Here is a 24,064-nt window from a genome sequence, read left to right on the forward strand (position 1 = left end):
CGGAAAATAAATATTATCGGACAGTTGGTTTTGCATTTAGTGTGAGTTTCAGCATAATAAATTAAGAATTTAAGGTGCTTTGGTTGACGCAAATAAAAATTATAGTGCGCAGAGTAGAATGCCAAGCAAAGGATGCAGTACATAAAAGATGCGGAGCATCAAATAATAAGGATGGTCGAGATGACGAATCGTATTTATTCTACAGGGCTTAAAAAATCCTGTTTAGCTAGTCTTGTCGGACTTATGCTGACGCAGTCTACTTTTGCGCTTGAGTCACTCTCAGATGAACATCTAGCGGATACTACAGGTGAGGGCATTGCATTACTTCCTGAAAATTTTAAAATGGTCTTTCAGGGACCTAATGATATGTCGACAGCTTCGAGTTATAATCGAGGCGTTGCTAATCCACAACAGTATGATACAGGCTTTATTCGGATTATCCCGATCGGTGAAAATTATTCAAAGTATACAAATGCCGATGATCTGACCACGAAGCGAACCAAGGCTGATATTTTCATTTATGGTTTAGCTCTTTCAAAATCTGATAATAATGCCAACAGCCGTTTTAGCAATCAGGGCTTCACATGGGGAAGTGACGTTAACCCTTGGTTATTTCGTGCAGGAACTGCTACGGGTATTAAACAATTTCAACAGTCAAATGCAAGTGCTGATGTGAGTTTTCTGGGGCTAGAGGCCCCTTTGGCGACAGTTTTGGCCAGTGAAACAGATAACAATATTAAATTAGGCTTATGGTTAGATGCCTTTTCTCGGAGTTGGAATTCTCAAAATAAAGTCGATCCGATTACTGGTGCGCCAACGACAACAAATGCGGCAGCAGATCCTGATTTGAGGGTAGACCAACGCATTCGTTTGCAAGCGGTTGCCAATGGGTTAAGTCTAAATGGTTCACAAATACGTTTATTTCAGACACAAGCATCTGCCCTAGATCAACAAAACAAGACTTTTGGGATGGCGAGCTTACTTCGGATTAATACGAATGATGATCCATCAGGGCTGGTTTATGCAAATACCGATGCGAATAAATCGTTGTTAAACTCCAAAGCATTTCGAATCAGCACAGCTACAACCAATGATGGTACTGCTGTTACTCCTGCTTTAGATCGTTCACTGGCTCCTATCTTTGATGCGAGTGAGGGGCTTTATTTATACAGTCCTAACATTAATTTGGTTTTGGGGAATATGTACCAACCTTTTGTTGTTGGTTCTGAAGGGCGAAATATTATTCTTGAAGTTACCCGTATACCCAAAGTTCCAGAGATATATAAACAGATTTATACCTATTATCCAGATGTGGAAGGTGGAACCAGTACTGAATATAAAGGCTCAACTTGTAATGTAGCGTATTGTGGTTCAAATATCGTACAAACAGGTGCAGGCTCTACAGCTGTCAATTATCAAGGGAATAATGCAACACACAGCAGTATTTCAATCGGTAGCGTGACACGTGATCCAACCAGCAACACCTTAAAAGCCAATACAGCGACCAATTCTACAGGTGTGGTATTTCGTGGAACAGGAACAGCAACACCTGTGAACTTGGGTTCTGTGGCTATTGATGGTGTGTTGATTCAGCATTTTAAAATTAAGACCACAGGTTTGTAGGGGACTGACATGATTAAAAAAATATGTATAGCCATGTTGATCTCTAGTCCGATGTTATCTCAAGCTGGCTTGGTTGACCTGGATAATACTGAATTGGTGGGTGTTACTGGTCAGGGAGGGGCGGATTTAAGCTTAACACTCTCGATTAACCATCAATATGCCAATGACATGAGTCTTAATTCTATCTCTAAGACTAATGGAGTTGATGCGAATGGGCGAGCAATTGTGACTGAAGCATATTATCAAATGCGAGCAAACCAAGACTGTGCTTTATTAGAACTCTGCCGTATAGCGATTTCCCCAAATAATCATAAAGAAAATGGGCAGCAAAAATGGCTGGTATTTAAGCAATTTCAAGGGACGATGCAAATTGATAAATTTTCACTGGAAGGGACTACACTTCTGAATAGAGATGGAAAACCACAAACTGCGATGCTACTCAAGTTTTTTGATGATAAACCATTAAAAATCCGTAATTTGGGCTTTGCTAGTCTTTCAGTTGAAAGTGGTGATCAGGGCTATTTTAATACCGCAACCTACAATGGCTATGGCACAACCAAATCAGTACCCAACTTCGACAAAGGCCAAGAGCAAGGGTTTATGGGGCTTAATGTACATGGGAATTTGCACCTAGATGGAAATCTAAAAATCTTTAGCTATAACTGTTCAGGTACTGCGAGTAGTCGCTGCTAGTCATAAAGTTTCAAAAGGATATTGAAATGCATAAAATAATAAAATTAAACCTTCTGACACTATGCATTTGCGCGGCGAATCAAAGCTATGCATTACAGGCTTTAAATGACCAAACTTTAAGTGATGTGACTGGTCAAGATGGCATTTCTATTACGCATGAAGCATCAAAAATTCAGATTAAGCAACTAAATTGGGTTGACCCAGCAGAAGTTGGCCAGATGCCCGTCAAAACAGGCTTACACAATATAGAGATTAAAGCTGCTAATGGTTATAACAATATTCAATCTAAACTTGATTTCGATGTTGGAACTACACAATTAGCCAATGGTACACAAGGTGTGGGCATACAGCTTTCTGCCAGTGTATCGCCATTTACCGCAACTGCTGCTCAAATTATGTTGGTATGTTCGCCGAATTGTGCAACAGGTGAAACCGATCAAAATTTAGGAAGCTTGAAGTTATCAACCATTTCACCTTTTGAAGTGTATTTAACCACGACAAATGGCTTATTCAACCGTGATTCGAAAGCACATTTAGATTTTAAATTACAAAATGCCAGTATCAGTTATGGGCAGGGTGATCAAAATTTAACTTTGAAAGATTTGAACTTTAATTTATCGGCAGATGGCTATTTATATATTGATGACGCTGAAGGTATTGTACTCACATCCAAAGGGAGTCTTGGTGATAATCTTATTGTGCTTGGGCGTGTTGAAGATAAGACCGATGTGCATGGGAGTCGCAGTGGTACTGCAACAAACCCTGGTTTAAATGTTGATATGCGCTATGGTTCAGAAAACTCAACTCAACGAAATTTAATTCGAATCGGAGCATCGGGGGCATTAACGAATGGCAAGATTGCGTTCAATGCAGATCAGACTGGGATTGCTAAGTTTAATACGGTCAATCGGATTAATGGCAATGTTCAAGAAAGTGAAACTACAGCATCTACGGGTTATGCTTTTAAAAATGCGGGTGGTGTGCATTTAAACGTTGCAGCCGATTTTACGCGTACGGGAAATAGTTTACTTGGAGCTGTAGCACCAACCACATTTGAATTGGGACATACGGGAACTGGTAGTTATGCTATTGAGTTTTCAAACTTAGCGCCACTCAATGTACGTACATCTACTGATCCTAACTCAGCTTTAACGAGTCAAAATGCTTATATTGATTTTGGTCAGATTTATATTAATAACATTCGTTCTAATGCTATGGGCTTTGTGATTAATGATCAAATCAAGAATATATTGGGCGCACAAAATTATGAGCTGACATACAACCCTTCACCGACAGCGAATGCATCAAACATGGCATTTATTGCCGTGCGTGGGATGGATTTTCAAGCGATTGCCCGTAAAGCACGGTTTATTTCAGATAATTCAATCGCGGTGAATAACACTAATGAGGGAACATGGGGCTTAGGTATTCCGATTTACAACTTGAATGCTAATGCTGCTTTTTTTGCAAAGAAATATACCAATACTGCTGGAACTGTTAAGGACGGCTTAGGATACGACATTGCGGTATCGACAGACGGTTATGGGGAAGATAGTCAAGGTAATCCGAAAACAACGTCTATTATTGTGATTGATGGTGCCATGAGTCAGCATGGCGAAGAAGTGAACTACTATGCAGGCTTAAGAAATATTGATTCATATTTTAAAGCCAATGGTGTTATTGGTTTTAATGAGAATGAGATCTATATCAAAGCAGATAATTTATTATTTGCTGCCAGTGCAGAAATAGCAATCGGTCAACTCCCTGGGTCCTTATATAACTGTCCAGCAGGTGTAAGCACTTGTGCTAAAGAAGTCGTTCCGATTAATAATTTTTCTCGAAAAGAAGATGTACTGACGTCTATTGCATTTATGTTGGATGGTAAAGGTGAGCTTTTCATTATTCCGGGGCTTGAGGCGATAGGTGGAACTCCTCAGACCAATTATTTGTCATTTAAATCAAATTTTGAATTTAATACTTTAAGTAGCTTAGATCAGAGTAATGAAAGTAAGAAAGGGAGTTTTATTAGTTTAAGCAATACGGACAGTAATGGGACAACCTCTAAAACCTCTAGTATTAACTTGAATAAAATGCAAGGTCACTTAGGTTTTAATGGAAAAATTCACATGCAAAAGGATTCAGTTGTCATCGACAACCAAGTGCAATTTAACCATAAGGCATTAGTGGGTGGACAAGGGGCTGCCTTTAGAGCAGAAGTTGCACTGTCTCCAACAGGAACAATGCAGAAAGTTGCAGATATTGCCATTACGGGTGGAGCTATGCGTAGCACATTGGGTATTACTCCTCGATAAAAAGAAAGACAAGGAATAAGTAAGATGAATAAGTCTTTAATCTCAGTTTTGATTACTGCAACTTTGGGTTTGAGTCAAAGTTATGCGATGACTGCTTTAAATGATGAGGAACTTTCAGAAATTGAAGGCCAATCTTTGATTAATCTCGAGTTTCAGCAGGGGACAAATACAACAGATGCACAAGGGAAAACATATAATCAATCAAACATTGGTTTTTATAAGTTGGCTCTTAGTGCAGAAATGGAATTGAATGCCAATATTAAAAAGCTACAATTGGGCTGTGGTGGTGATAATAATGCAATTCGCGCGAGTAGCTGTGATATTGATATAGATCATATTTCACTGAGTGGACTTCCTGATAACTCAAACTATACCGCTGATAAGCGTGCAGCAACTTCTGCCTTAATTACAAATCCATTTATTCAATTCGCTATTAAAAACCCGACTTCTGCTGCCACACGTGAAGTACTGGGTTTTCGTTTGAGTGCTGAAAAGATTAAAGGTTTAATGACACTTGGCACGGAAAATAGTGCGACACCGAATGGCATTAATACATTTAGTGGCTATATGAAAACCAAAACTGCAACAGGCACAGCTGTGACTGAAGCCCGCAGTATGACCTATGCAGATACCAATTTAACAATAAATGGGGTCGTTGAAGGACGACTCTTTGGTAGCAGTTCGGGGACTACATGCCAAGATGGCTTCTTAGATCCGTGTCAAAGTATTTCCTATACCTCTAATAATTATAATTTAAACTTATCTTCTACTTCGGCGCCTTTTACTATTAACTCTACAATTGTATCTGGAACTCGAATGAAAGACGTGACTTTGAAGGGCAGTGGTACAGTTGGTCAAATTGACTTTAGCGGACAACTAACCGCGAAGGTATTAGGTCTATTAAATTTAGATAAACAAGTCTCAGGTAATATTACAGGCCTGAAAACGGACATTACTGTAAATCAAAGTCTGGGTTTAATTCATGCATTATATTTAAATAATCCTGCTTCATTGTCCTTACAATCTCAAGATGTTTTATGGACTGGAGCTGCCGTCGGAGCAAATAAGGGTTGGTGGTTAGCGATGGAAGATGAAGTGGAACTAGGCAGTTTAAGCCCAACGACTAAAGTGGCGATCACCAATGAAGTTCTAAAACAAACCATTGCGGGAATTAATAAAGACTTGACTGATAATCCACGAAATTGTGGCAATCTTTTGACAGGATGTGTTGGTGGTTCTGCGCTTGTTGTTGGTAATGTGCCTATGACGACTACATTGGATTTTCCATTGACTAACTTAACCTTGCAGGGGCAAAATTTTAGGCCAAACTGTTATGGCGGATTAAAGTTTTGCTAAAAACTAAATTGCAAAAAAATCCCGCAACCTGTGCGGGATTTCTAATTTCGAAATTATTTTGCAATTTTTTCGAGTAATTCTTCTTTCGAAATATTTACAGAGTCTGCATCACGACGGCCTTTATATTCAAAAGTACCTGCATCTAGGCCTTTTTCACCAATTACAATGCGATGAGGAATGCCTGTAAGCTCAAGATCGGAGAATTTTACGCCTGGACGTTCGTTACGGTCATCCAGTAAAACATCGAAACCTGCTGCTGTAAGTTCAGTGTATAAAGCTTCAGCTGCTTCCAGCGTCCGTGGAGATTTATGGGCGTTCATTGGCACAATCGCAATTTCAAATGGTGCAATGGCTATAGGCCAAATAATCCCTTTTTCATCAAAATTTTGCTCAATTGCTGAAGCAACTACGCGCGTAACTCCAATACCGTAACACCCCATGGTTACAGTGAATGGTTTACCATCTTCGCCTAGAACTTTACAGCCTAAAGCTTCTGAATATTTTTGACCTAATTGGAAGATATGACCTACTTCGATACCACGTTTGATTTGTAGCGTACCTTGACCATCTGGTGATGGATCGCCTTCAACTACATTACGGAGGTCATAAACTTCAGTAAACTGTGCGTCACGCTCCCAATTGAGACCTGTAACGTGTTTATCCAATTCATTTGCACCTGCAACGAAGTCAGAAAGAACAGATGCAGCACGGTCAACAATTACAGTTAAGCCTTTTTCAACTAAACCTTGTGGTCCACAGAAACCTGCTGTTAAACCAAGTGTAGCAAGTTGTTCTTCAGTTGCGAAAGTTAATGGAGAGGCAATGCGCGGGTGTTTCTCAGCTTTAATTTCATTTAACTCGTGATCACCACGTAAGAACAAGGCTACAACTGGTGTTGCTTGGCCTTCTTCAGTTACGATCCCTTGAACGAGTAAGGCTTTAACGGAGTGAGCTGGATCAGATTTTAAGAAGTTAGAGACGTCTGCAATGGTTTTTTGATTTGGTGTATCAACCACTTCCAAAGCTTTAGTTGGAGCTGCACGTTCACCGACTAAAACGGCTTCAGCCATTTCAATGTTTGCAGCATAGTCAGATTCAGTTGAGAAAGCGATATCATCTTCACCACTTGATGCCAACACGTGGAACTCATGAGAGCCTGAACCGCCAATAGAGCCTGTATCGGCTTGGACTGGGCGAAAATCTAAACCTAAACGGGTAAAGATTTTACAGTATGCATCATACATGATGTCATAGGTTTCTTGCAGTGATTCTTGGTTTGCATGGAAAGAATAAGCATCTTTCATGATGAATTCACGTGAACGCATTACACCAAAACGTGGACGAATTTCATCACGAAATTTGGTTTGGACTTGATAGAAGTTTGCTGGTAATTGTTTGTAGCTTTTGAGTTCATTACGCGCAAGATCGGTAATCACTTCTTCGTGTGTCGGACCAAGAACAAACGGGTTGCCATGACGGTCGTTAAAACGTAAGAGCTCAGGGCCGTATTGGACATAACGACCTGATTCTTCCCATAATGCAGCAGGTTGCGTTACGGGCATGAAAACTTCCAGTGAACCCGCTTTGTTCATTTCTTCACGAACGATCGCTGCAACTTTATTTAATACGCGAACGCCCATCGGCAGCCAAGTATATAAACCTGAAGCCAATTTACGAATCATCCCAGCACGTAGCATCAGTTGATGTGAAATCACTTCTGCGTCATTTGGGGTTTCTCTTAACGTTGCAAATAAAAAGCGACTCGCGCGCATGGAAACTGTCCTAAAATTTTAAACTTTGAAAGTCAAAGAGTATACAATGAAAAATAAAGCGACATGTTGATGTCACCTCAGAGAAATGCGGATTATTATGACATGATTTTATGTACTTGACGCAGCATAAGGTTCTTAAAGTTATCTAAAGAAGTGCAGATCATAGAAACGATTACTGAGGTAAATAGCAAGAGTGGAATGATACGGCCAATCACTGGATATGCCATTGATATATGATTCAGTATTTGGCCTTAACCTGAACGTGAGAGGAGGATTCACTTCGACTATCGTTCATTGGGAGAGGCTTTTAAGAGTATTTGTGCTGTAGTCATCGTGAACGCAATGATTGACCGTTTATTAATCATAAGTTCAATTTTTGAGTTGGTAGAGTAAAGAGATCAGCAGGGTAAACATTGAGCAATAAGTATAATCATGCCTGAGTTGGAATGAAAAATAGAGATACTTTTATAGCTTATGATCCTTTTACCACAATATTGTCTTTATTAAATAAAGTCCTTATATCAAGTGCAATTATTCAAATGTTTTTAAGCGAGCAATAATTCTGTCGTATTCGGCTTTTGTACTACGGTAGTTACTTTGTAATGACTGTATTTGCTCTTTTTTCATCACAATATTTTTTGAATTATAATCAAGCATATCTTGTAGTGGTTTTGGATTACTTTTACCTTTACGCATATTTTCTTTTTCTTGGCGTAAAAAACCAATTCGGTCATTTTGTAATTGCTTTAGTTCATCTTGTTGAAATTTAATTTGTTTTAAAATATAAGAAAGTGCCGTATTTCGTTTTTCTGTTGCTACTTGACTGTTGGTATAAGCACGTTTTAGTTTTAGATCAGCATCCCGTTGCTTTGCAGCGATAGCTCCTTGGGGTGCGTATTGTGCATCTTTTTTGGCGTTGTATGGCCGTGCCCGTTGAATCACTTGCATATTCGTATCGAGTGCTTCATATCCATATCTAATATGATCCGGTGTCACCGTACTACTAACATTGGCGATACCTTTACTATCGTAATAACGATACCAGACTGCTTTAGGCGGATCGGCCATGACCACGATGCTTTGTACACTAAGCAAAGTCAGTAAAATGACTTTTGCAGTCATCATTTTTTTCACGATCAAAGCAAGTTTGTAATTAAACTCCCTAAGCATTGATACCCCCATTTAAAGTTGACTAAATTACTTATTTAAAAGCAATAAATGGTGCTATATTAGTCCTAAATTTAGGAATAAAAAATATAATCAGTCAAAAAAAAATCGACGTGTGTCGGAAAGTGTGAAGCCGTTCTTAAAAAGGAGATGAAGTGTGGTTTTATGCTGAAACTGTTCGTTGAAAATATAAGTAAATATATGTTAAAAGTGTACGTAACTTGTAAAACGTCTACGAATCTGTTTCTACAAACATTCTAAAAATGGGAAGGGTCATATTAAATGGACGATAAATTCCAGAATCTTAAAGTGATGGTCATTGATGATTCAAAAACTATTCGTCGCACAGCCGAAACATTATTACAACGCGAAGGTTGTGAGGTTGTGACTGCTGTAGATGGTTTTGAGGCATTGTCAAAAATTGCAGAAGCAAATCCTGATATTGTATTTGTCGACATCATGATGCCGCGTCTAGATGGCTATCAAACATGTGCATTAATCAAGAATTCACAGAATTATCAAAACATTCCTGTCGTGATGCTCTCTAGCAAAGATGGTCTATTTGACCAAGCCAAAGGGCGTGTCGTAGGTTCAGATGAATATTTAACAAAGCCATTTAGTAAAGATGAATTATTAAATGCGATTCGTAACCACGTTTCAGCATAAATAATATAAGTGTAATTGGGGAAATTTATGGCACGTATTTTAATTGTGGATGACTCACCTACTGAAACATTCCGCTTTAAAGAAATTTTGGGGAAGCACGGTTTTGAGGTGATTGAAGCGTCAAATGGTGCAGATGGTGTGACCATGGCACAGGCAGAACTTCCTGATCTAGTGTTGATGGATGTGGTGATGCCAGGCGTCAATGGTTTTCAGGCAACACGTCAAATTGCGCGTGGTGCAACCACAAAGCACATTCCTGTGGTGATTGTCAGTACTAAAGATCAGGCAACTGACCGTGTATGGGGTAAGCGTCAGGGGGCATGTGATTATTTGACTAAGCCTGTTGATGAAAACCAATTGATTGATGTGATTAAGCAACACCTGAATGCAGGATAAGCTCTATGGCAGCAAATGGATTTATCGAATTACTTCGACTTGCTAAACGTGGCAATAAAAACTACGTTTCAAACGAAAATGAGGTAAACCGCTGGTCGGGCATTGCTTTTGAAATGATGGGGCAATATTTTGTTGCTCCATTAGGTGAGGTGGCAGAGGTTATTTATCCTCCGAAATATACTTTAGTGCCAAATACCCAACCTTGGGTTGTCGGTTTGGCAAATATTCGAGGACGTTTACTCTCTGTTGCTGACTTGGCGCATTACATGTCGGGGCATCGTAGTACGTATTCACCAACTCAAAAAGTACTCTGTATAAGTCACAATGACCACTATGTCGGTTTAGTTGTAGATCAGGTTCTGGGGATTCAGCACTTTAATAAGAAGAGTTTTTTTTCTAAGCATGATGATTTAGATCAAAACTTAAAAGAATATTGCCAAGGGTATTTCCATCAACATAACCAACAATGGCATGTTTTCTTATTCAGTCGCTTATTAGACAATCCAAAGTATATGAACGCATCTATAAAATTTATAAATTAATATCATTGTCGCGCACGAAAATATAAGGGCGTAAATCGGGGAGAAGCTGCATGGGCTTTAAACTTAAAAAGAAAAATACAGATGGAAGCACGAACCGCTCAGGTGGAAATGCTTTAGTAGCAAAAATTCAATCGCAGACGGAACAGTTTTCACGTGTATTTGGTGATAGTGAAAAGTCCAAGCCATTAATTTTGGGTGCAGCATTTTGTATTGTTTTAGCAATTTTCCTACTGTTGTACCTATTCTATAGCGTACCGCGAAATAACGAATTTACCCGTAGTGTGGGTGAGTTACGACTTTTATCTCAAACCATTTCACGTCAAGCGACAGAAGCTACAGCATCAGGTACGCCTGAAGCGATTAAAAAATTGACCGAATCGCAAAAGTCGTTTGCTGAAAACCTAGAAATTGTTAAAGATATTCATGCAAGTACAGATGCATTACGTGAAGTGGATGCGCAGTGGACGAATGTTTCTGCAAATATTGATTTAATTGCATCACAACAAAAAATTATTAATCAATTGTATGATACCAACATCGCAATTAGTGAAACAATTCCTGGTATTCAGGCCGAATATAACTTAATGGTTGACCAAATGGCACGTCAAAATGTGCCAGCCAACCAAGTCGTGATTGCAAAGAACCAAGTATTCATTGCTGAACGTATTCTTCGTTCGATTGGTTCGGTATTGACGGGTTCAGACAACTCACGTGAATCTGCAGATGACTTTAGCTCAGATACAGAAACTTTCGCTTCTTACCTAAAAGCACAGTTAAATGGCAGTGCTGACTTAGGTGTGGAACGGATTAATGATCCTGAAATGCGCGACTCTCTAACCAGTATTCAGTCTGAATATGATGATGTATTGAAATCTGCAGCGGCAACAGTACTAAAAAACTCATCTCAAATCGTTAAAGTACGTCAAGCATCATCATCTATTTTTGAACAATCAGACACGTTACTAACCAATTTGAATAAGTTATCAGGTGGTACTGGTTTAGCGATTGCGATTCCTGCATTGGGTCTAATTTTAGCGCTGATCGCATTCTTGTTCTGTGTATTCAAATTACTTGTACTTCGTGGCGAGTCAGATAAAAAACGTGTATCACGTCTTCAAGATGAATATGACCGTAACCAAAACGCGATTCTACGTTTGCTGGATGAGATTGCCGACCTTGCAGATGGTGACTTACGTTCGCATGCGACAGTATCTGAAGACTTTACAGGTGCCATTGCTGACTCCATCAACTTTGCGATTGACCAGTTACGTGACCTAGTATCTCGTATTACAGAAACTTCTCAAGAGGTTGCGCAATATACGGCAAGTACACAAGGTATTACTAACCAGTTGGCAGAAGCATCAGAACACCAAGCGCAAGAAATTGCGGGCGCATCTGCTGCGATTAATGAAATGGCAATGTCCATTGACCAAGTATCTTCGAATGCTGAAGAGTCAGCCGTGGTAGCAGAACGTTCTGTACAAATTGCAGCAAATGGTGCTGATGTTGTAAACCGTTCAATTGAAGGTATGGATATCATTCGTGAACAGATTCAAGAAACCTCTAAACGTATTAAGCGTTTGGGTGAGTCTTCTCAAGAAATTGGTAACATCGTTGCCTTAATTAACGATATTGCAGACCAAACGAACATCTTGGCTTTAAACGCAGCGATCCAAGCATCTATGGCTGGTGAAGCAGGCCGTGGTTTCGCCGTGGTTGCAGATGAAGTACAGCGTCTTGCAGAACGTTCAGCTTCAGCGACAAAGCAAATTGAAACACTGGTAAAAACGATTCAGACCGATACCAACGAAGCTGTAATTTCAATGGAGCAAACCACGTCTGAGGTTGTACGCGGTGCCAACTTGTCTAAAGATGCTGGTGTTGCACTGGATGAGATTCAGAACGTATCAGGTAACTTGGCGAAATTGATTGCAAGCATTTCTGATGCTGCAAAACTTCAGTCAGCGTCTGCAGGTCATATTGCAACGACGATGAATGTCGTACAAGAAATTACCTCACAAACAACGAGTGCGACTTTCGATACAGCACGTTCGGTATCCGAACTTGCCAACATGGCAGAAGCATTACGTGAGTCTGTAACTGACTTTAAATTACCTGATTAAGCATTTGCTTTGGGGGAGGCATGTGACTCAAAATTTGAGTGGCATGCCGAAATCAGGATATCACATCAGCTTAAACCGGCTTTGTCTACAAAGTCAGGTTTCTGGTGATGGTTATAATGAAGTTTATGCACCTGTTTTGGGTAGCTGACAACGCAAGAAGCCTAGCTATGAAAGAAATATTAAAACATTTAGTTGAAACGACAACGCTTCCGGAAGATAGTTATCTAGATCAAGATGCAGAAATTCTTGAAATTTTTGTTGAAGAAATTGAAGAAATTTTCGTTGAATTAGATCCATTATTCGAAAAGTGGTACGCTGAACCAACACATCAAGAGACATTGGTGAGTATTCGTCGTCATTTCCATACCTTAAAAGGGTCTGGTCGGATGGTGGGAGCAAAGTCAGCTGGCGAAACCGCATGGGCAGTTGAAGATACCTTGAATCGTGTGATTTCAGGTGTAGTACCCATCTCTGCCACAATTCAGAAATTTGCTAAAACAGTATTTAAAATTTATCAATATAAACTGTATCCCATTTTTAAGAATGTCGAACAAACTGAGCTAGATTTGCGACCTCTCGTCTTAATTGGTCAACAGTTACAGCAAAATCAGAGTTTAGAACCTGCCCTAGAAGAGCTCCTACAGTTATCTAATCATTTAAATGATTATGATGTATTAACAGGGTTGGAGCTTGGTGATGCTGAAGGCATTGAGCGTGTCGTTGAATTTGAAGAAGCTGCAATCAATTCTGATCATCCGGAACACGAAGTTCTTGAGGAAACATTGTCGATCTTCATTGAAGAAGCGGAAGATCACTTAGAGACGATTGATCAATTCCTAAATGCTGATGAAACTAAAGTACAAGATTACAATGGGTTAATCCGTGCCTTACATACTTTGCGTGGTAGCTCGTCTATGGCGCAAATTGAGCATGTATTTAATGCTAGCTCAAAAGTTGAAAATCTATTTAAAACACTGGTGCAAGAAGAAATTGTTTCAACCTCTAAGGAAATTTCGTTACTCACCCAGTATGCCGAATTTGTACGTGATTATTTACATGTTCTTGGGCGTGGTAGTAACGAGCAGCTTGAAGTCATTTATTCAACTTTTAGTACGGCTTGGGATAACTATGGCTTTAGTCTTGAAGAGATAGATAATGAACTGAACCCTCAAGGGATGGTTTCAAAATTAATCGAATTAAATATTGATCTTTTACTGGATACAGAATTTGAGTTTGATCAGCGTGCAAAAGCAGAGTATCCAGAATATATTCAGCACTTGAGTGAACAAGCGAAACAACTGGTAGAATTTACAAATAACCGTGCTGCGCAAGGGATTCATGAGTTTACCTCTGAGTTGTATGCAAGTTATCAAGCCTTACTGGAAAAACCAGAATTACTCAATGTGGATTATGCGTATGAGTTATTTGGTCAGGCACATCAAGAGTTTATCCACTTATTCGATACCTTAGCTGCTGGTCAACGTGTCATCCTTACCGATGATGTTCATAAAGTGTTGAGTGACTTAACAGCCTTTGTACAACAAGATATCGAATCTGTAGAAGCTGCAACGGTAGAGCCAGTTGATGAAGGCATTGTAGCGAGCAATACATCTCAACCAAGTCTTGATCTTGCACAAATTTCGCAACAGATTGCGTCCGATCATCAGTACAAACAATCGAACACTTCAAATACTGACTTTGATGATGATTTGCTGGATATCTTCTTAGAAGAAGCCGAAGAATTATTGATGGGTATGGACCAAGATCTCAATACTTGGTCTAAAAATGGCAATGATACAACTGCACTCAATAATTTAATGCGTTATTTGCATACCTTAAAAGGTGGTGCAAATATGATTTCTGCATCATTTATTGGTTCAATTGCACATGAATTAGAATCTATTTATGAGCGTGTGATTCGTCAGCAAATTCAAACAACACCACAGTTGATTAGCATCATTCGTTTGGTGCAGGATGATGTCGCAGACCGTATTCAAGTTATTCGAACAGAGAAAGTCGATTATCCAGCCACAGCAACCATCAATGTCTTACACAATATACAAACTTTGGTTGATGGTACGGCTGCGACGGCTGCTGAACCTCTAGCTGAGGCAATTGCATCGGTTGAGGATGTGGCTGTACAGACCAGCGATGATGAGACTTCATCGACGATAGATTTTGATGCACAAACTTTCCCTGGGAACGAAGCACTTCCTTTGGGTGAGTCAATTACACTTGATGCAGACTTGTCTGTGCCAGTTGAATCAGGTGAATTGCTCGCATCTGAGCAATTTGTTGCTGTAACTACGGATGAAACTGACGATACAAGTATTTCATCAATTGTTGAAGAAACTTTCTTGGAAGAGGCTGAAGAAATTTTAGCGTCCACCGATGGCTTACTGAAGCAATGGACTGAACAGCGTAGTGACCGTAGTGTGTTACTTCAATTACAACGTGCTGCCCACAGTTTAAAAGGTGGCGCACGTATGGCAGAGAACGAACCAGTTGCTGCAATTGCTTATGAACTTGAAACAATTTTTGAGCAATTTGCGGTACATAATTTTAGTTCTAATGTTTATGACCCATTATTGCAAACTGCGTTTGTCTGGTTGAAGCAAGCCATATTCAAACGTGATTTTAGTAATTATGATGGTTTGAAAAATAGTTTGGCATCTGTTGACTATGTCGATGTTATTGCCCAATTGCCGACGCGTGTAACGCAAATAGATTTGCTCAATGCAGCGCCAAGTTTTGAGTTTGTACAGGGTGATGGCACTGAACCGCCAGCTATGATGGGTGAGTGGAAAGAAACAACTCACTTGGATAGTGGTAATGAGATGATTCGTATCTCAGCCGATTTGGTTGAGAAAATGATTGATTTATCAGGTGAAAATGCGATTAACCGTTCGCGTATTGAGATGGACTTAGGTCAACTTGGCAATACCTTAAACGAGATGGAACTTGCCATTAAACGTTTGGCCGATCAGTTGCGTCGAATGGAAGGTGAGCTTGAGAGCCAAATTATCGCGAAGCATGGTTCTGAGAATTCGCGTTATACAGACTTTGACCCATTGGAAATGGACCAATATTCATCGTTGAATCAATTATCTAAATCTCTCGCTGAGTCAGCTTCGGATTTGGTTGACTTTAAGAGCACTTTGGCTGAGAAAATTCGTGATGCTGAAGGCTTGTTATTACAACAGTCACGCATTCAGGCAGAAATCCAAGAAAGTTTAATGCGTACGCGTTTGGTTCCATTCTCACGTATGCTGCCGCGCTTACAACGTATTGTGCGTCAGACGGCATCGACTTTGAACCGTCCGACAGACTTGATCGTACACAATACAGAAGGTGAATTAGACCGTACTATTCTTGAGCGGTTGGTTACGCCTTTTGAGCACATGTTGCGTAACGCGATTGACCACGGTATTGAAGATGCGGAACAGCGTATTGCTGCGAAAAAATCAGTGACTGGTCAAATTGAACTCAACATTAGCCGCCAAGGAACAGATGTTATCGTTACCTTCAAAGATGATGGTAAGGGTATTGATGAAAGTACGATCAAAGCCAAAGCATTAAACTTAGGCCTAATTAAAGCCGACCAAGTACTAGATAAACAGGAGATTTTACAGTTTATCTTCCACCCTGGATTCAGTACGGCTAAAGAAGTGACGCAAATTTCTGGCCGTGGTGTAGGTCTTGATGTTGTACAAAGTGAAATTAAGGCGCTAGGTGGGCATGTTACTGTTGAATCGGAAATTGGCTCTGGCACAACCTTCATTATTCGCGTACCGACCACGGTTGCGGTGAGCGATGCCTTGATGGTGAAAGCAGGTGATCAACAATATGCGATTCCATTGGCACAGATTGACCGTATTGTACGTATTGCTCCAACGGCTTTAGATACTTATTTCCATAGTAAAGATGACCAATTCAAAATTGATGGCGTAAATTATAAACTACGTTATCTCTCTGAGTTCTTGTCTAATCAGCCGATTCCTCGTTTGAGTAATATTGGTCATTCACTACCAGTACTTTTAATTAAAGGGAACAGTGGACAAACGATTGCATTATTGGTTGATCAGTTGATTGGTTCGCGTGCACAAATTGTTGTAAAACCAATCGGTCAACAGTTTGCAAGTATCGGTGCAATTGCGGGTGCGACGATTCTTGGTGATGGACATGTTTGCTTGATTCTAGACGGTCAGAATATTGCACGTCAGATCCTCAGTACTAAGCGTGTCACGCATGCAACAGATCAACGTGATTTTGGTCGCCATCAAGATACACGCCGATTAGTCATGATTGTGGATGACTCAGTGACGGTGCGTAAGGTAACGTCACGTTTATTGGAGCGACAAGGCTTTGATATTGTGACGGCAAAAGACGGTGTCGATGCTATGGAGCAACTCGAGAATGTTAAACCGGACTTGATGTTACTAGATATTGAGATGCCGCGTATGGATGGTTTCGAAGTGACCAACTTGGTACGTCACCATGAAATTCATCAGAACTTACCAATCATTATGATTACATCACGTACGGGTGAAAAACACCGTGAACGTGCTTTCAGCTTGGGTGTGACGCACTACATGGGCAAACCATTCCAAGAAGCAGAATTACTTGCCAACATTCAGCAGTTACTTGCTGAAAAGCAGGGGTAAATAAATGAATGCAAATGTTTCAAAGACCATGAATGAGCAAATCAGCCAGCAAGAGTTGCAATATCTGATTACGGTATCAACAGGTTTTATTGATGCTTATATCATTGAATGCCATGGAAAAAATTCCATGTTATTACCACAAAATATTGTACTGTCTGCACTCGATAGTGATACGCAGGTTAAAACTGTAGAGTGGCATGATCTACATCTACCCGTCTATGCCGTGAATCGTCCTGAACAGACGGAAGGTGTGGCATTGGTGATTGAAGGAGATGATGCGTCTCAACGTTTTGCTTTAATGTGTAATGAGATGCCGAAGTCGATTCGTTTACGTATTTCTGAAATTGTAGATGATGAAACGCCAGCGAATGACCCTACAGTGTTTCAACTGGTACGTATGGGTGAAGAGTTGTATCACATCCCGAATTTAAATCAAATTCAGGCAAGTTTAGGTTTATCTACTTAAATCTGTACTCAATAAAAAAGGAACTCAGATGAGTTCCTTTTTTATTGAAAGTCTTATGCTAAAAGCCCTTCTAAAATTTGTTCGTAAATTTCAGCAAGTGGTTCTAGGTCCGCGACATTCACATGTTCATCAATTTGGTGGATGCTGGCATTTAAAACGCCAAGTTCAAGAACTTGTGCGCCTGTAGGAGCAATAAAACGACCATCAGATGTACCACCAGAGGTCGAAAGTTCCGTTTCAACTCCAGTTACATTACGTATGGCATTTTTCGCAGAGTTGACCAGTTCACCAACAGGGGTGAGGAAAGGTAAACCTGAATGTGTCCATTTGATGTCGTAATCTAAACCATGACGGTCTAAAAGCTCTAAAACACGTGCTTTCAACTCTTCTGCGGTTACTTCTGTTGAATAGCGGAAATTGAAAGTTACGGTCATCGTTCCAGGAACAACATTGGTTGCACCTGTACCTGCTTGAATATTAGATACTTGAAAAGAAGTTGCAGGGAAGTATTCGTTACCTTGATCCCATACGGTATCGCAAAGTTCTGCAACGGCTTTAGATGCCATATGAATCGGGTTAATCGCAAGGTGTGGGTAAGCCACGTGACCTTGCTTTCCTTTGACTGTCAAGACGGCATTTAATGAACCACGACGACCATTTTTGACAATATCACCTAATTGATGGGTACTTGATGGTTCACCGACCAAGCACCATGTCATTTTTTCATTGCGTGCTTCTAATGTTTCAATCACTTTAACTGTACCGTTAATAGATGGACCTTCCTCATCAGAAGTAATCAGAAATGCAATCGACCCTTTGTGGTCAGGGTGCTTTGCAACAAAACGTTCAGAGGCAACCACCATAGCTGCTAAAGCCGTTTTCATGTCTGCACTACCACGTCCGTAGAGTTTACCATCACGAATTTCAGGGGCAAATGGATCGGAGTTCCATGCGTCTAAATTGCCTGTAGGAACGACATCAGTATGTCCTGCAAAACAAAATACAGGAGACTCAGTGCCTTTGCGCGCCCATAAATTATCAACATCATCAAAACGCATAGATTCAATATTGAAGCCAATTTTTTCTAAGCGTTCAGCCATAATATTTTGACAGTTGTGGTCAACTGGAGTAACCGATGGCTGGCGTAAAAGTTGGAGGCTTAAATCGAGAGTAGCAGAAGAGGTCATGCGGATTTCAGAGTCAATAAAACAGTCGGCACTATAATAGGCGATTAATGTCTAGAATGCGAAACTTAGCAATAAAAAAACCTTATCGAAACGATAAGGTCTATGTGGGTTTAGAACAGATTATAATTTATCGGCAGTCTTGTCTGCAGAGTTGGTCACAGCATCTCCCACTTTGGATACATCTTTACCCACGCCAGCAACTGTATTACAGCCCGTTAAAACAAAAAGCATCACAAGTGAACCAGCAATAATTTTCTTCATGTTTATCTCCAAAATTTTTGGTGTTGTCATCAAATGATTCTGTTCTGATGTTTTATAAGGTTAAAAAATAAACATATTAAAATGTAGCAGTGTTTTACATGAAATAGGTAACTATATGTAGTCTTATGTATATTTGTATAAAGTAACTTCTGCAAAATCAAGTAAAAATCAAACTCGAATTTCGGTACATATAAAACTGATTGTGTTGATTTTGTAAATACAATCCATTGGTCCACCAGTGGGCAGTGAGACTACTTGGCACAGCATTTGGGCAAATCCATTCTTGACGTTGTAGGCGGAAAAAATTTAAATCGGCCTTGGGAATGGTAGTCCCCCAAATTCCCAAGCGCCGGTCAGGATTGAGCCAATGCGGAAGAGAGTATTGGTTAAAATCACCAACATCCGCGAAACTATTTTTTAAGGGTAGAAAGAGTTGTCCTTTTAAAACAGCATAGCGCATCTGAATGTCAGTATCTAAAGCTTGCTGGAATTGGAACTGTTTTTGAGTAAAGTGTTTTAGTTTGCGGTTTAAAGTATCAGTACGATTTAAACCGTACCATGTGATTAGGCTCAGATCTGTTTCACCTAAATAATATTTCAATGCGACTTCCCAGTGCTCGATTTGATTGGTTTCGGTATTTTTAATTAAAAAGTCCAGCTCACCCGTAGTACGTGAACCATCAATGATTTGAATACTATGCCCCAATAACACGTATGCATGATAGCGATGATCCAGTAACCAAAACCACATGAACATTTCAAAGCGCAGACCTAGACGGGTACTTTTCAGTTGAACCATAAAGTCTTCAAGTTCTTTCGGGTCTTGATCGAGCTGTTTAAGGCGAGGTAAATAGGTTTGAAAGTGCTGTTGCCAGATCTGTGAGGGATGAAAATGAAAAGTATGTTGTATATCGAGTTCTAACGGCAACGTAGACAAAATGTTTGGACTTGCTACAGCAAAAGCCAACTGACGAACCAATGGATGTTTAAATTGGAGCCACGGTTCAAACAATTGATGCTGTGAAATGAGATGCATGTGTGAGCCTTAAAAAAGAAGCGAAATATGCAGAAGGACAACGGATAAATCCAAAAAACACTTTATACTACCGCAATTCAGTGTTTAGGAAAGTGGTATGAAAACGTTGTTTTGGCGTTGTTTAGTGGTGATCTTTGTCATCCTAGGCTTTATCGGCGCGCTTTTGCCGGGTATGCCAACAACTGTTTTTTTAATCTTAGCTGCATGGGCTGCATCCAAAGGTTGGCCACAAATGGATGCTTGGTTGCTGAATCATCCGAAATACGGAGCAACATTAAGGGCATGGCGTGCCAATGGGACTGTACCACGTAAGGCGAAATGGTTTGCCAGTATCATGATGTTGATCAGTGGGGTGATTATGCTCTTTACCAATGCGCCATTTTTAGTCAAATTATTTACCAATACCACTATGTTAATTGTTGCAATATGGCTATGGCTACGCCCTGAACCAAATACGTCGATAGATAAAAAACAAATAGAGGACAACTGATGTCTTATGTGATTGCTGATGCAGACGTCTTGATTGATCTAGCTGAACAGACTTTAACACTGCCTAAAAAGAATAAATTTTATCTGATCTCATCGGGGAAAAATGGCATTGGCGAAACTGAAAATAGTGGTAAAACCCCACGGGGGTGGCATTGCATTGCTGAAAAGCATGGCGCTGAGCAACCACAAAATGCTGTTTTTATTGCTCGAAAGCCGACAGGGGAGGTTTATGATCCCAATTTGGCGGCTCAGTTTCCAGAACGGGATTGGATTTTATCTCGGATTTTATGGTTGAGTGGCTTAGAAGAGGGCTTTAATCGCGGCGAAGGATGCGATACCTATCAACGTTATATTTATATTCATGGAACACCTGATACCGAGCCAATGGGGATGCCGATGTCACATGGCTGTATTCGTATGCGTAATGCTGATGTTATGGAATTATTTGAGCTGATTGATTGCAATGCATTGGTTTATATTTCCGAACATAAACTTGAAATTTAAAATGTGGATTAAAAATAAACAAAGTGATTTTACTGAATACTATTAGGCTTAATTCAAAAGGCTAAAACTTAACAAAACTGCGTGATTTAGCCAAAATGACTGGCATGTTTAAGAAAATAAATTAGACGAATCTGTTAAATAACATACAGAAAATCCTTGTTTTTATACCATTTGACCTATTTTTTAATCACTCGATTGTAAAAAAACGAAAACAGGCCGAAAAGCGTTTGACAGCCTGTAAAGATTCTCTATAATGCACCTCACAAACGATAAAGACGTTAAGGGCGCTTAGCTCAGTTGGTAGAGCGTCTGCCTTACAAGCAGAATGTCGGCGGTTCGATCCCGTCAGCGCCCACCAAGCCTTTACGTTAAAGATCTTACGTGCAGCGGTAGTTCAGTTGGTTAGAATACCGGCCTGTCACGCCGGGGGTCGCGGGTTCGAGCCCCGTCCGCTGCGCCACTTAAGATTTTTAATATTGTTTGTACCACATTAGTGACTTTGTGTAAGTGCAGCGGTAGTTCAGTTGGTTAGAATACCGGCCTGTCACGCCGGGGGTCGCGGGTTCGAGCCCCGTCCGCTGCGCCATTTATACAAAATCCTTAATGAGGGCGCTTAGCTCAGTTGGTAGAGCGTCTGCCTTACAAGCAGAATGTCGGCGGTTCGATCCCGTCAGCGCCCACCAGATTTTTTGCGATGCAGCGGTAGTTCAGTTGGTTAGAATACCGGCCTGTCACGCCGGGGGTCGCGGGTTCGAGCCCCGTCCGCTGCGCCATTCAAAAAATCAATTAAATTTAAGTTCCTGAACTTAAGTTTAAAATCTAAGACTGACAATCTTAATCAGGGCGCTTAGCTCAGTTGGTAGAGCGTCTGCCTTACAAGCAGAATGTCGGCGGTTCGATCCCGTCAGCGCCCACCATATTTACGACGCAGCGGTAGTTCAGTTGGTTAGAATACCGGCCTGTCACGCCGGGGGTCGCGGGTTCGAGCCCCGTCCGCTGCGCCATTTAAATATAAATTTAAGTTCCTGAGCTTAAATTTGAAATCTAAGACTGACAATCTTAAATCAGGGCGCTTAGCTCAGTTGGTAGAGCGTCTGCCTTACAAGCAGAATGTCGGCGGTTCGATCCCGTCAGCGCCCACCATATTCAAGCTGTAAAGCTTAATGACCCTAATTGCATTCGCAATTACCGTTGCAGCGGTAGTTCAGTTGGTTAGAATACCGGCCTGTCACGCCGGGGGTCGCGGGTTCGAGCCCCGTCCGCTGCGCCATTTCCTAGATCCCTTGTGCTAGTAAATGGAATCAAGCAAGATTTCTTTCTTGCATCATAAAAATAGCAATGCTATTTTTACTTCTCAAGGGCGCTTAGCTCAGTTGGTAGAGCGTCTGCCTTACAAGCAGAATGTCGGCGGTTCGATCCCGTCAGCGCCCACCATATTCCCTAGTCGTAAAAACCTTGCTTATATCAAGCTGTTTTCATACACTTCTGTGCAATAATAATTTTAAAACATGACAGATTTATGAGAAATCCATATCAACGCAAAGCTGCATCTAAAAATCAAAATACTGCTTACGATCCTCTCCAAGTTTATCGCCTTTTTATTGAAACTATTGTGCATCAGGGCCATGTTTTGGCGTTGTATCATGATGGGTGGGCACTCTGTGCTACACCAACTGGACAGCGTTCATTTGCGATGTGGCAGAGTAAAGGCTTAGCACAGCTTTTAGTGAAAGATAATTGGGCGGGTTATGAAATTCAGAGTATTGGTATAACGGACTTGGTTGAAAAAGTGATTCCTTTTTTACGTGTTGAAAATACGACAGTGTCGATGAATTTAACACCAGAAGGGCAGAATGTTTTGGTTGCTCCTGAAAAATTATTATTAGATATTAAAAATTATCTGTATCAGTTTTCGATACAAAAGCCTGATTTATTCAAGCAATTACAATTGCCTTCACCACGTCATATTCGTCTGCATTAATATATTGTTTTTAGTATTCGTTGAGTAACCAACCGCTAATAAAGGCAAAATACTCTCGTAGCCATGCGTTATAGCGAGTTTCAAGTGGTGTTCTAGCACCGATCATGATGGGTGATTGATAACCTTGGCGAATTGCAATCGCACGACTACGTGGAATGTGGAAATCGCTGGTGACAATCGCAATCGGTTGTTCAATAGAGATATGTTGTTGAGCTAAAATCTTTTTGCTATTGAACAGGTTTAACTCTGTACTGGTACTTTGTTCTTCGGTGTAGATGCGATGGGCTGGAATATGGTGTTGATCCACCAAATATTGACGCATTGCGTTGGCCTCGCTGATGTTTTGCTGTGGAGATAGCCCACCACTTACAACAATAATAGTTTCTGGATATTGTTTTACGTAATGAGCTGCCTGATCTAAGCGACTGGCTAAAGTTGGACTCGGTTTACCGTGCTTTAGCCCACTGCCAAGAACTAAAACGGCGGGTGCATTGACATGGGGTATGTTTTGTTCATTTAAAAATTTTAAAAAGAGAAAGAAAATGGCTAAACTACAAATCCATAGCAAGAAAATAGCCCAAGTGTAACGCCATATTGATTGTCGGATTTTATTGGTTTGAATATAAGCCCTAAGCCTAGGGGCGGTGAGTGCATAAATCAGCAGACCTAATCCAATAAACAAAGGCAGGAGAATGCCGAAATCAAAGCGTAGTTGTAAAATAAAATACAAGCCATCTGCGAAAAGTAATGAACCGATGACAAAACTAATGATTCTTTTTGATTTTTGCATGTAGGCTTGTGAGTTTAGGCTTTGCATGGATTTTAG

At 40.4% G+C, this 24,064-nt stretch carries 19 protein-coding genes and 10 tRNA genes; 23 read left to right on the forward strand and 6 right to left on the reverse strand.

Going from position 1 to position 24,064, the window contains the following annotated elements:
* The first annotated feature begins 180 nt into the window (after positions 1-180).
* Genes ACE01U_RS05820 through ACE01U_RS05835 form a run of 4 tightly spaced genes read left to right on the forward strand, consistent with a single transcriptional unit; the run spans position 181 to position 5,984 of the window.
* A complete protein-coding gene (locus tag ACE01U_RS05820; protein WP_086208522.1) occupies positions 181-1,623 on the forward strand; it encodes a hypothetical protein in 1,443 nt (480 codons plus the stop codon).
* Between the two features lie 9 nt (positions 1,624-1,632).
* Positions 1,633-2,316, forward strand: coding sequence for a hypothetical protein (locus ACE01U_RS05825; protein ID WP_086208521.1), 684 nt, complete (start codon positions 1,633-1,635; stop codon positions 2,314-2,316).
* Positions 2,317-2,342: 26 nt separating this feature from the next.
* Entirely contained in the window at positions 2,343-4,628 is a 2,286-nt protein-coding gene (locus tag ACE01U_RS05830) for a DUF6160 family protein (RefSeq protein ID WP_119063575.1), read from the forward strand.
* Positions 4,629-4,652: 24 nt separating this feature from the next.
* Positions 4,653-5,984, forward strand: coding sequence for a hypothetical protein (locus tag ACE01U_RS05835; protein ID WP_395578930.1), 1,332 nt, complete (start codon positions 4,653-4,655; stop codon positions 5,982-5,984).
* Positions 5,985-6,037: 53 nt separating this feature from the next.
* Here the strand turns inward: ACE01U_RS05835 and ACE01U_RS05840 are convergent, their stop codons facing one another.
* Together ACE01U_RS05840 and ACE01U_RS05845 are read right to left on the reverse strand one after the other, a co-directional pair.
* Positions 6,038-7,756, reverse strand: a complete 1,719-nt coding sequence (locus tag ACE01U_RS05840; protein ID WP_395578931.1) for a proline--tRNA ligase — start codon at positions 7,754-7,756, stop codon at positions 6,038-6,040.
* A 531-nt stretch (positions 7,757-8,287) separates the two neighbouring features.
* A complete protein-coding gene (locus ACE01U_RS05845) occupies positions 8,288-8,926 on the reverse strand; it encodes a hypothetical protein (protein ID WP_395578932.1) in 639 nt (212 codons plus the stop codon).
* A 279-nt stretch (positions 8,927-9,205) separates the two neighbouring features.
* Here ACE01U_RS05845 and pilG point away from each other — a divergent pair, with 279 nt between their 5' ends.
* The 6 genes from pilG to ACE01U_RS05875 all read left to right on the forward strand — a co-directional run bounded on the left by pilG (position 9,206) and on the right by ACE01U_RS05875 (position 17,780).
* Entirely contained in the window at positions 9,206-9,589 is a 384-nt protein-coding gene (pilG, locus tag ACE01U_RS05850; RefSeq protein ID WP_086208516.1) for a twitching motility response regulator PilG, read from the forward strand.
* A 27-nt stretch (positions 9,590-9,616) separates the two neighbouring features.
* Positions 9,617-9,985, forward strand: coding sequence for a response regulator (locus tag ACE01U_RS05855; protein WP_004694491.1), 369 nt, complete (start codon positions 9,617-9,619; stop codon positions 9,983-9,985).
* Positions 9,986-9,990: 5 nt separating this feature from the next.
* Positions 9,991-10,527: a chemotaxis protein CheW gene (locus tag ACE01U_RS05860; RefSeq protein WP_086208515.1), complete on the forward strand. Its 537-nt coding sequence runs from the start codon at positions 9,991-9,993 to the stop codon at positions 10,525-10,527.
* A 50-nt stretch (positions 10,528-10,577) separates the two neighbouring features.
* Positions 10,578-12,650, forward strand: coding sequence for a methyl-accepting chemotaxis protein (locus ACE01U_RS05865; RefSeq protein WP_395578933.1), 2,073 nt, complete (start codon positions 10,578-10,580; stop codon positions 12,648-12,650).
* Positions 12,651-12,817: 167 nt separating this feature from the next.
* On the forward strand, positions 12,818-17,314 hold the full coding sequence (locus tag ACE01U_RS05870) for a hybrid sensor histidine kinase/response regulator (protein WP_395578934.1): 4,497 nt from the start codon (positions 12,818-12,820) through the stop codon (positions 17,312-17,314).
* Positions 17,315-17,318: 4 nt separating this feature from the next.
* Positions 17,319-17,780, forward strand: a complete 462-nt coding sequence (locus ACE01U_RS05875) for a hypothetical protein (protein WP_151707167.1) — start codon at positions 17,319-17,321, stop codon at positions 17,778-17,780.
* A 53-nt stretch (positions 17,781-17,833) separates the two neighbouring features.
* On the opposite strand, the gene dapE is transcribed toward ACE01U_RS05875, so the two are convergent.
* The 3 genes from dapE to ACE01U_RS05890 all read right to left on the reverse strand — a co-directional run bounded on the left by dapE (position 17,834) and on the right by ACE01U_RS05890 (position 20,264).
* On the reverse strand, positions 17,834-18,967 hold the full coding sequence (gene dapE / locus ACE01U_RS05880) for a succinyl-diaminopimelate desuccinylase (protein ID WP_110974349.1): 1,134 nt from the start codon (positions 18,965-18,967) through the stop codon (positions 17,834-17,836).
* Between the two features lie 120 nt (positions 18,968-19,087).
* Entirely contained in the window at positions 19,088-19,228 is a 141-nt protein-coding gene (locus ACE01U_RS05885) for an entericidin A/B family lipoprotein (RefSeq protein ID WP_086208511.1), read from the reverse strand.
* Between the two features lie 157 nt (positions 19,229-19,385).
* Positions 19,386-20,264: a DUF1853 family protein gene (locus ACE01U_RS05890; protein WP_395578935.1), complete on the reverse strand. Its 879-nt coding sequence runs from the start codon at positions 20,262-20,264 to the stop codon at positions 19,386-19,388.
* Between the two features lie 97 nt (positions 20,265-20,361).
* On the opposite strand from ACE01U_RS05890, the gene ACE01U_RS05895 reads away from it, so the two are divergent.
* The 13 genes from ACE01U_RS05895 (at position 20,362) to ACE01U_RS05955 (ending at position 23,238) form a co-directional block, all read left to right on the forward strand.
* Positions 20,362-20,754, forward strand: a complete 393-nt coding sequence (locus tag ACE01U_RS05895; RefSeq protein ID WP_119063571.1) for a YbaN family protein — start codon at positions 20,362-20,364, stop codon at positions 20,752-20,754.
* Positions 20,754-21,257: a cell wall-recycling L,D-carboxypeptidase ElsL gene (elsL, locus tag ACE01U_RS05900; protein ID WP_395578936.1), complete on the forward strand. Its 504-nt coding sequence runs from the start codon at positions 20,754-20,756 to the stop codon at positions 21,255-21,257. The genes ACE01U_RS05895 and elsL overlap by 1 nt, the downstream gene beginning before the upstream one ends.
* Positions 21,258-21,539: 282 nt before the next feature.
* Positions 21,540-21,615, forward strand: a tRNA-Val gene (locus ACE01U_RS05905).
* A gap of 25 nt (positions 21,616-21,640) precedes the next feature.
* A tRNA-Asp gene (locus tag ACE01U_RS05910) sits at positions 21,641-21,717 on the forward strand.
* Between the two features lie 49 nt (positions 21,718-21,766).
* Positions 21,767-21,843 (forward strand) — tRNA-Asp (locus ACE01U_RS05915).
* 21 nt (positions 21,844-21,864) lie between these two features.
* A tRNA-Val gene (locus ACE01U_RS05920) sits at positions 21,865-21,940 on the forward strand.
* 13 nt (positions 21,941-21,953) lie between these two features.
* Positions 21,954-22,030, forward strand: a tRNA-Asp gene (locus ACE01U_RS05925).
* 68 nt (positions 22,031-22,098) lie between these two features.
* Positions 22,099-22,174 (forward strand) — tRNA-Val (locus ACE01U_RS05930).
* 10 nt (positions 22,175-22,184) lie between these two features.
* A tRNA-Asp gene (locus ACE01U_RS05935) sits at positions 22,185-22,261 on the forward strand.
* A gap of 63 nt (positions 22,262-22,324) precedes the next feature.
* Positions 22,325-22,400 (forward strand) — tRNA-Val (locus ACE01U_RS05940).
* A 50-nt stretch (positions 22,401-22,450) separates the two neighbouring features.
* Positions 22,451-22,527 (forward strand) — tRNA-Asp (locus ACE01U_RS05945).
* An 88-nt stretch (positions 22,528-22,615) separates the two neighbouring features.
* Positions 22,616-22,691 (forward strand) — tRNA-Val (locus ACE01U_RS05950).
* Between the two features lie 85 nt (positions 22,692-22,776).
* Positions 22,777-23,238, forward strand: coding sequence for a DUF2750 domain-containing protein (locus ACE01U_RS05955; protein ID WP_395578937.1), 462 nt, complete (start codon positions 22,777-22,779; stop codon positions 23,236-23,238).
* A 10-nt stretch (positions 23,239-23,248) separates the two neighbouring features.
* Here ACE01U_RS05955 and ACE01U_RS05960 read toward each other — a convergent pair whose 3' ends face one another.
* Positions 23,249-24,055 carry a YdcF family protein gene (locus ACE01U_RS05960; RefSeq protein ID WP_395578938.1) on the reverse strand — a complete coding sequence of 269 codons (807 nt, stop codon included), beginning with the start codon at positions 24,053-24,055 and terminating at the stop codon, positions 23,249-23,251.
* Between the last annotated feature and the right edge of the window lie 9 nt (positions 24,056-24,064).

Source organism: Acinetobacter halobius (assembly GCF_044130335.1).
Classification (GTDB): domain Bacteria; phylum Pseudomonadota; class Gammaproteobacteria; order Pseudomonadales; family Moraxellaceae; genus Acinetobacter.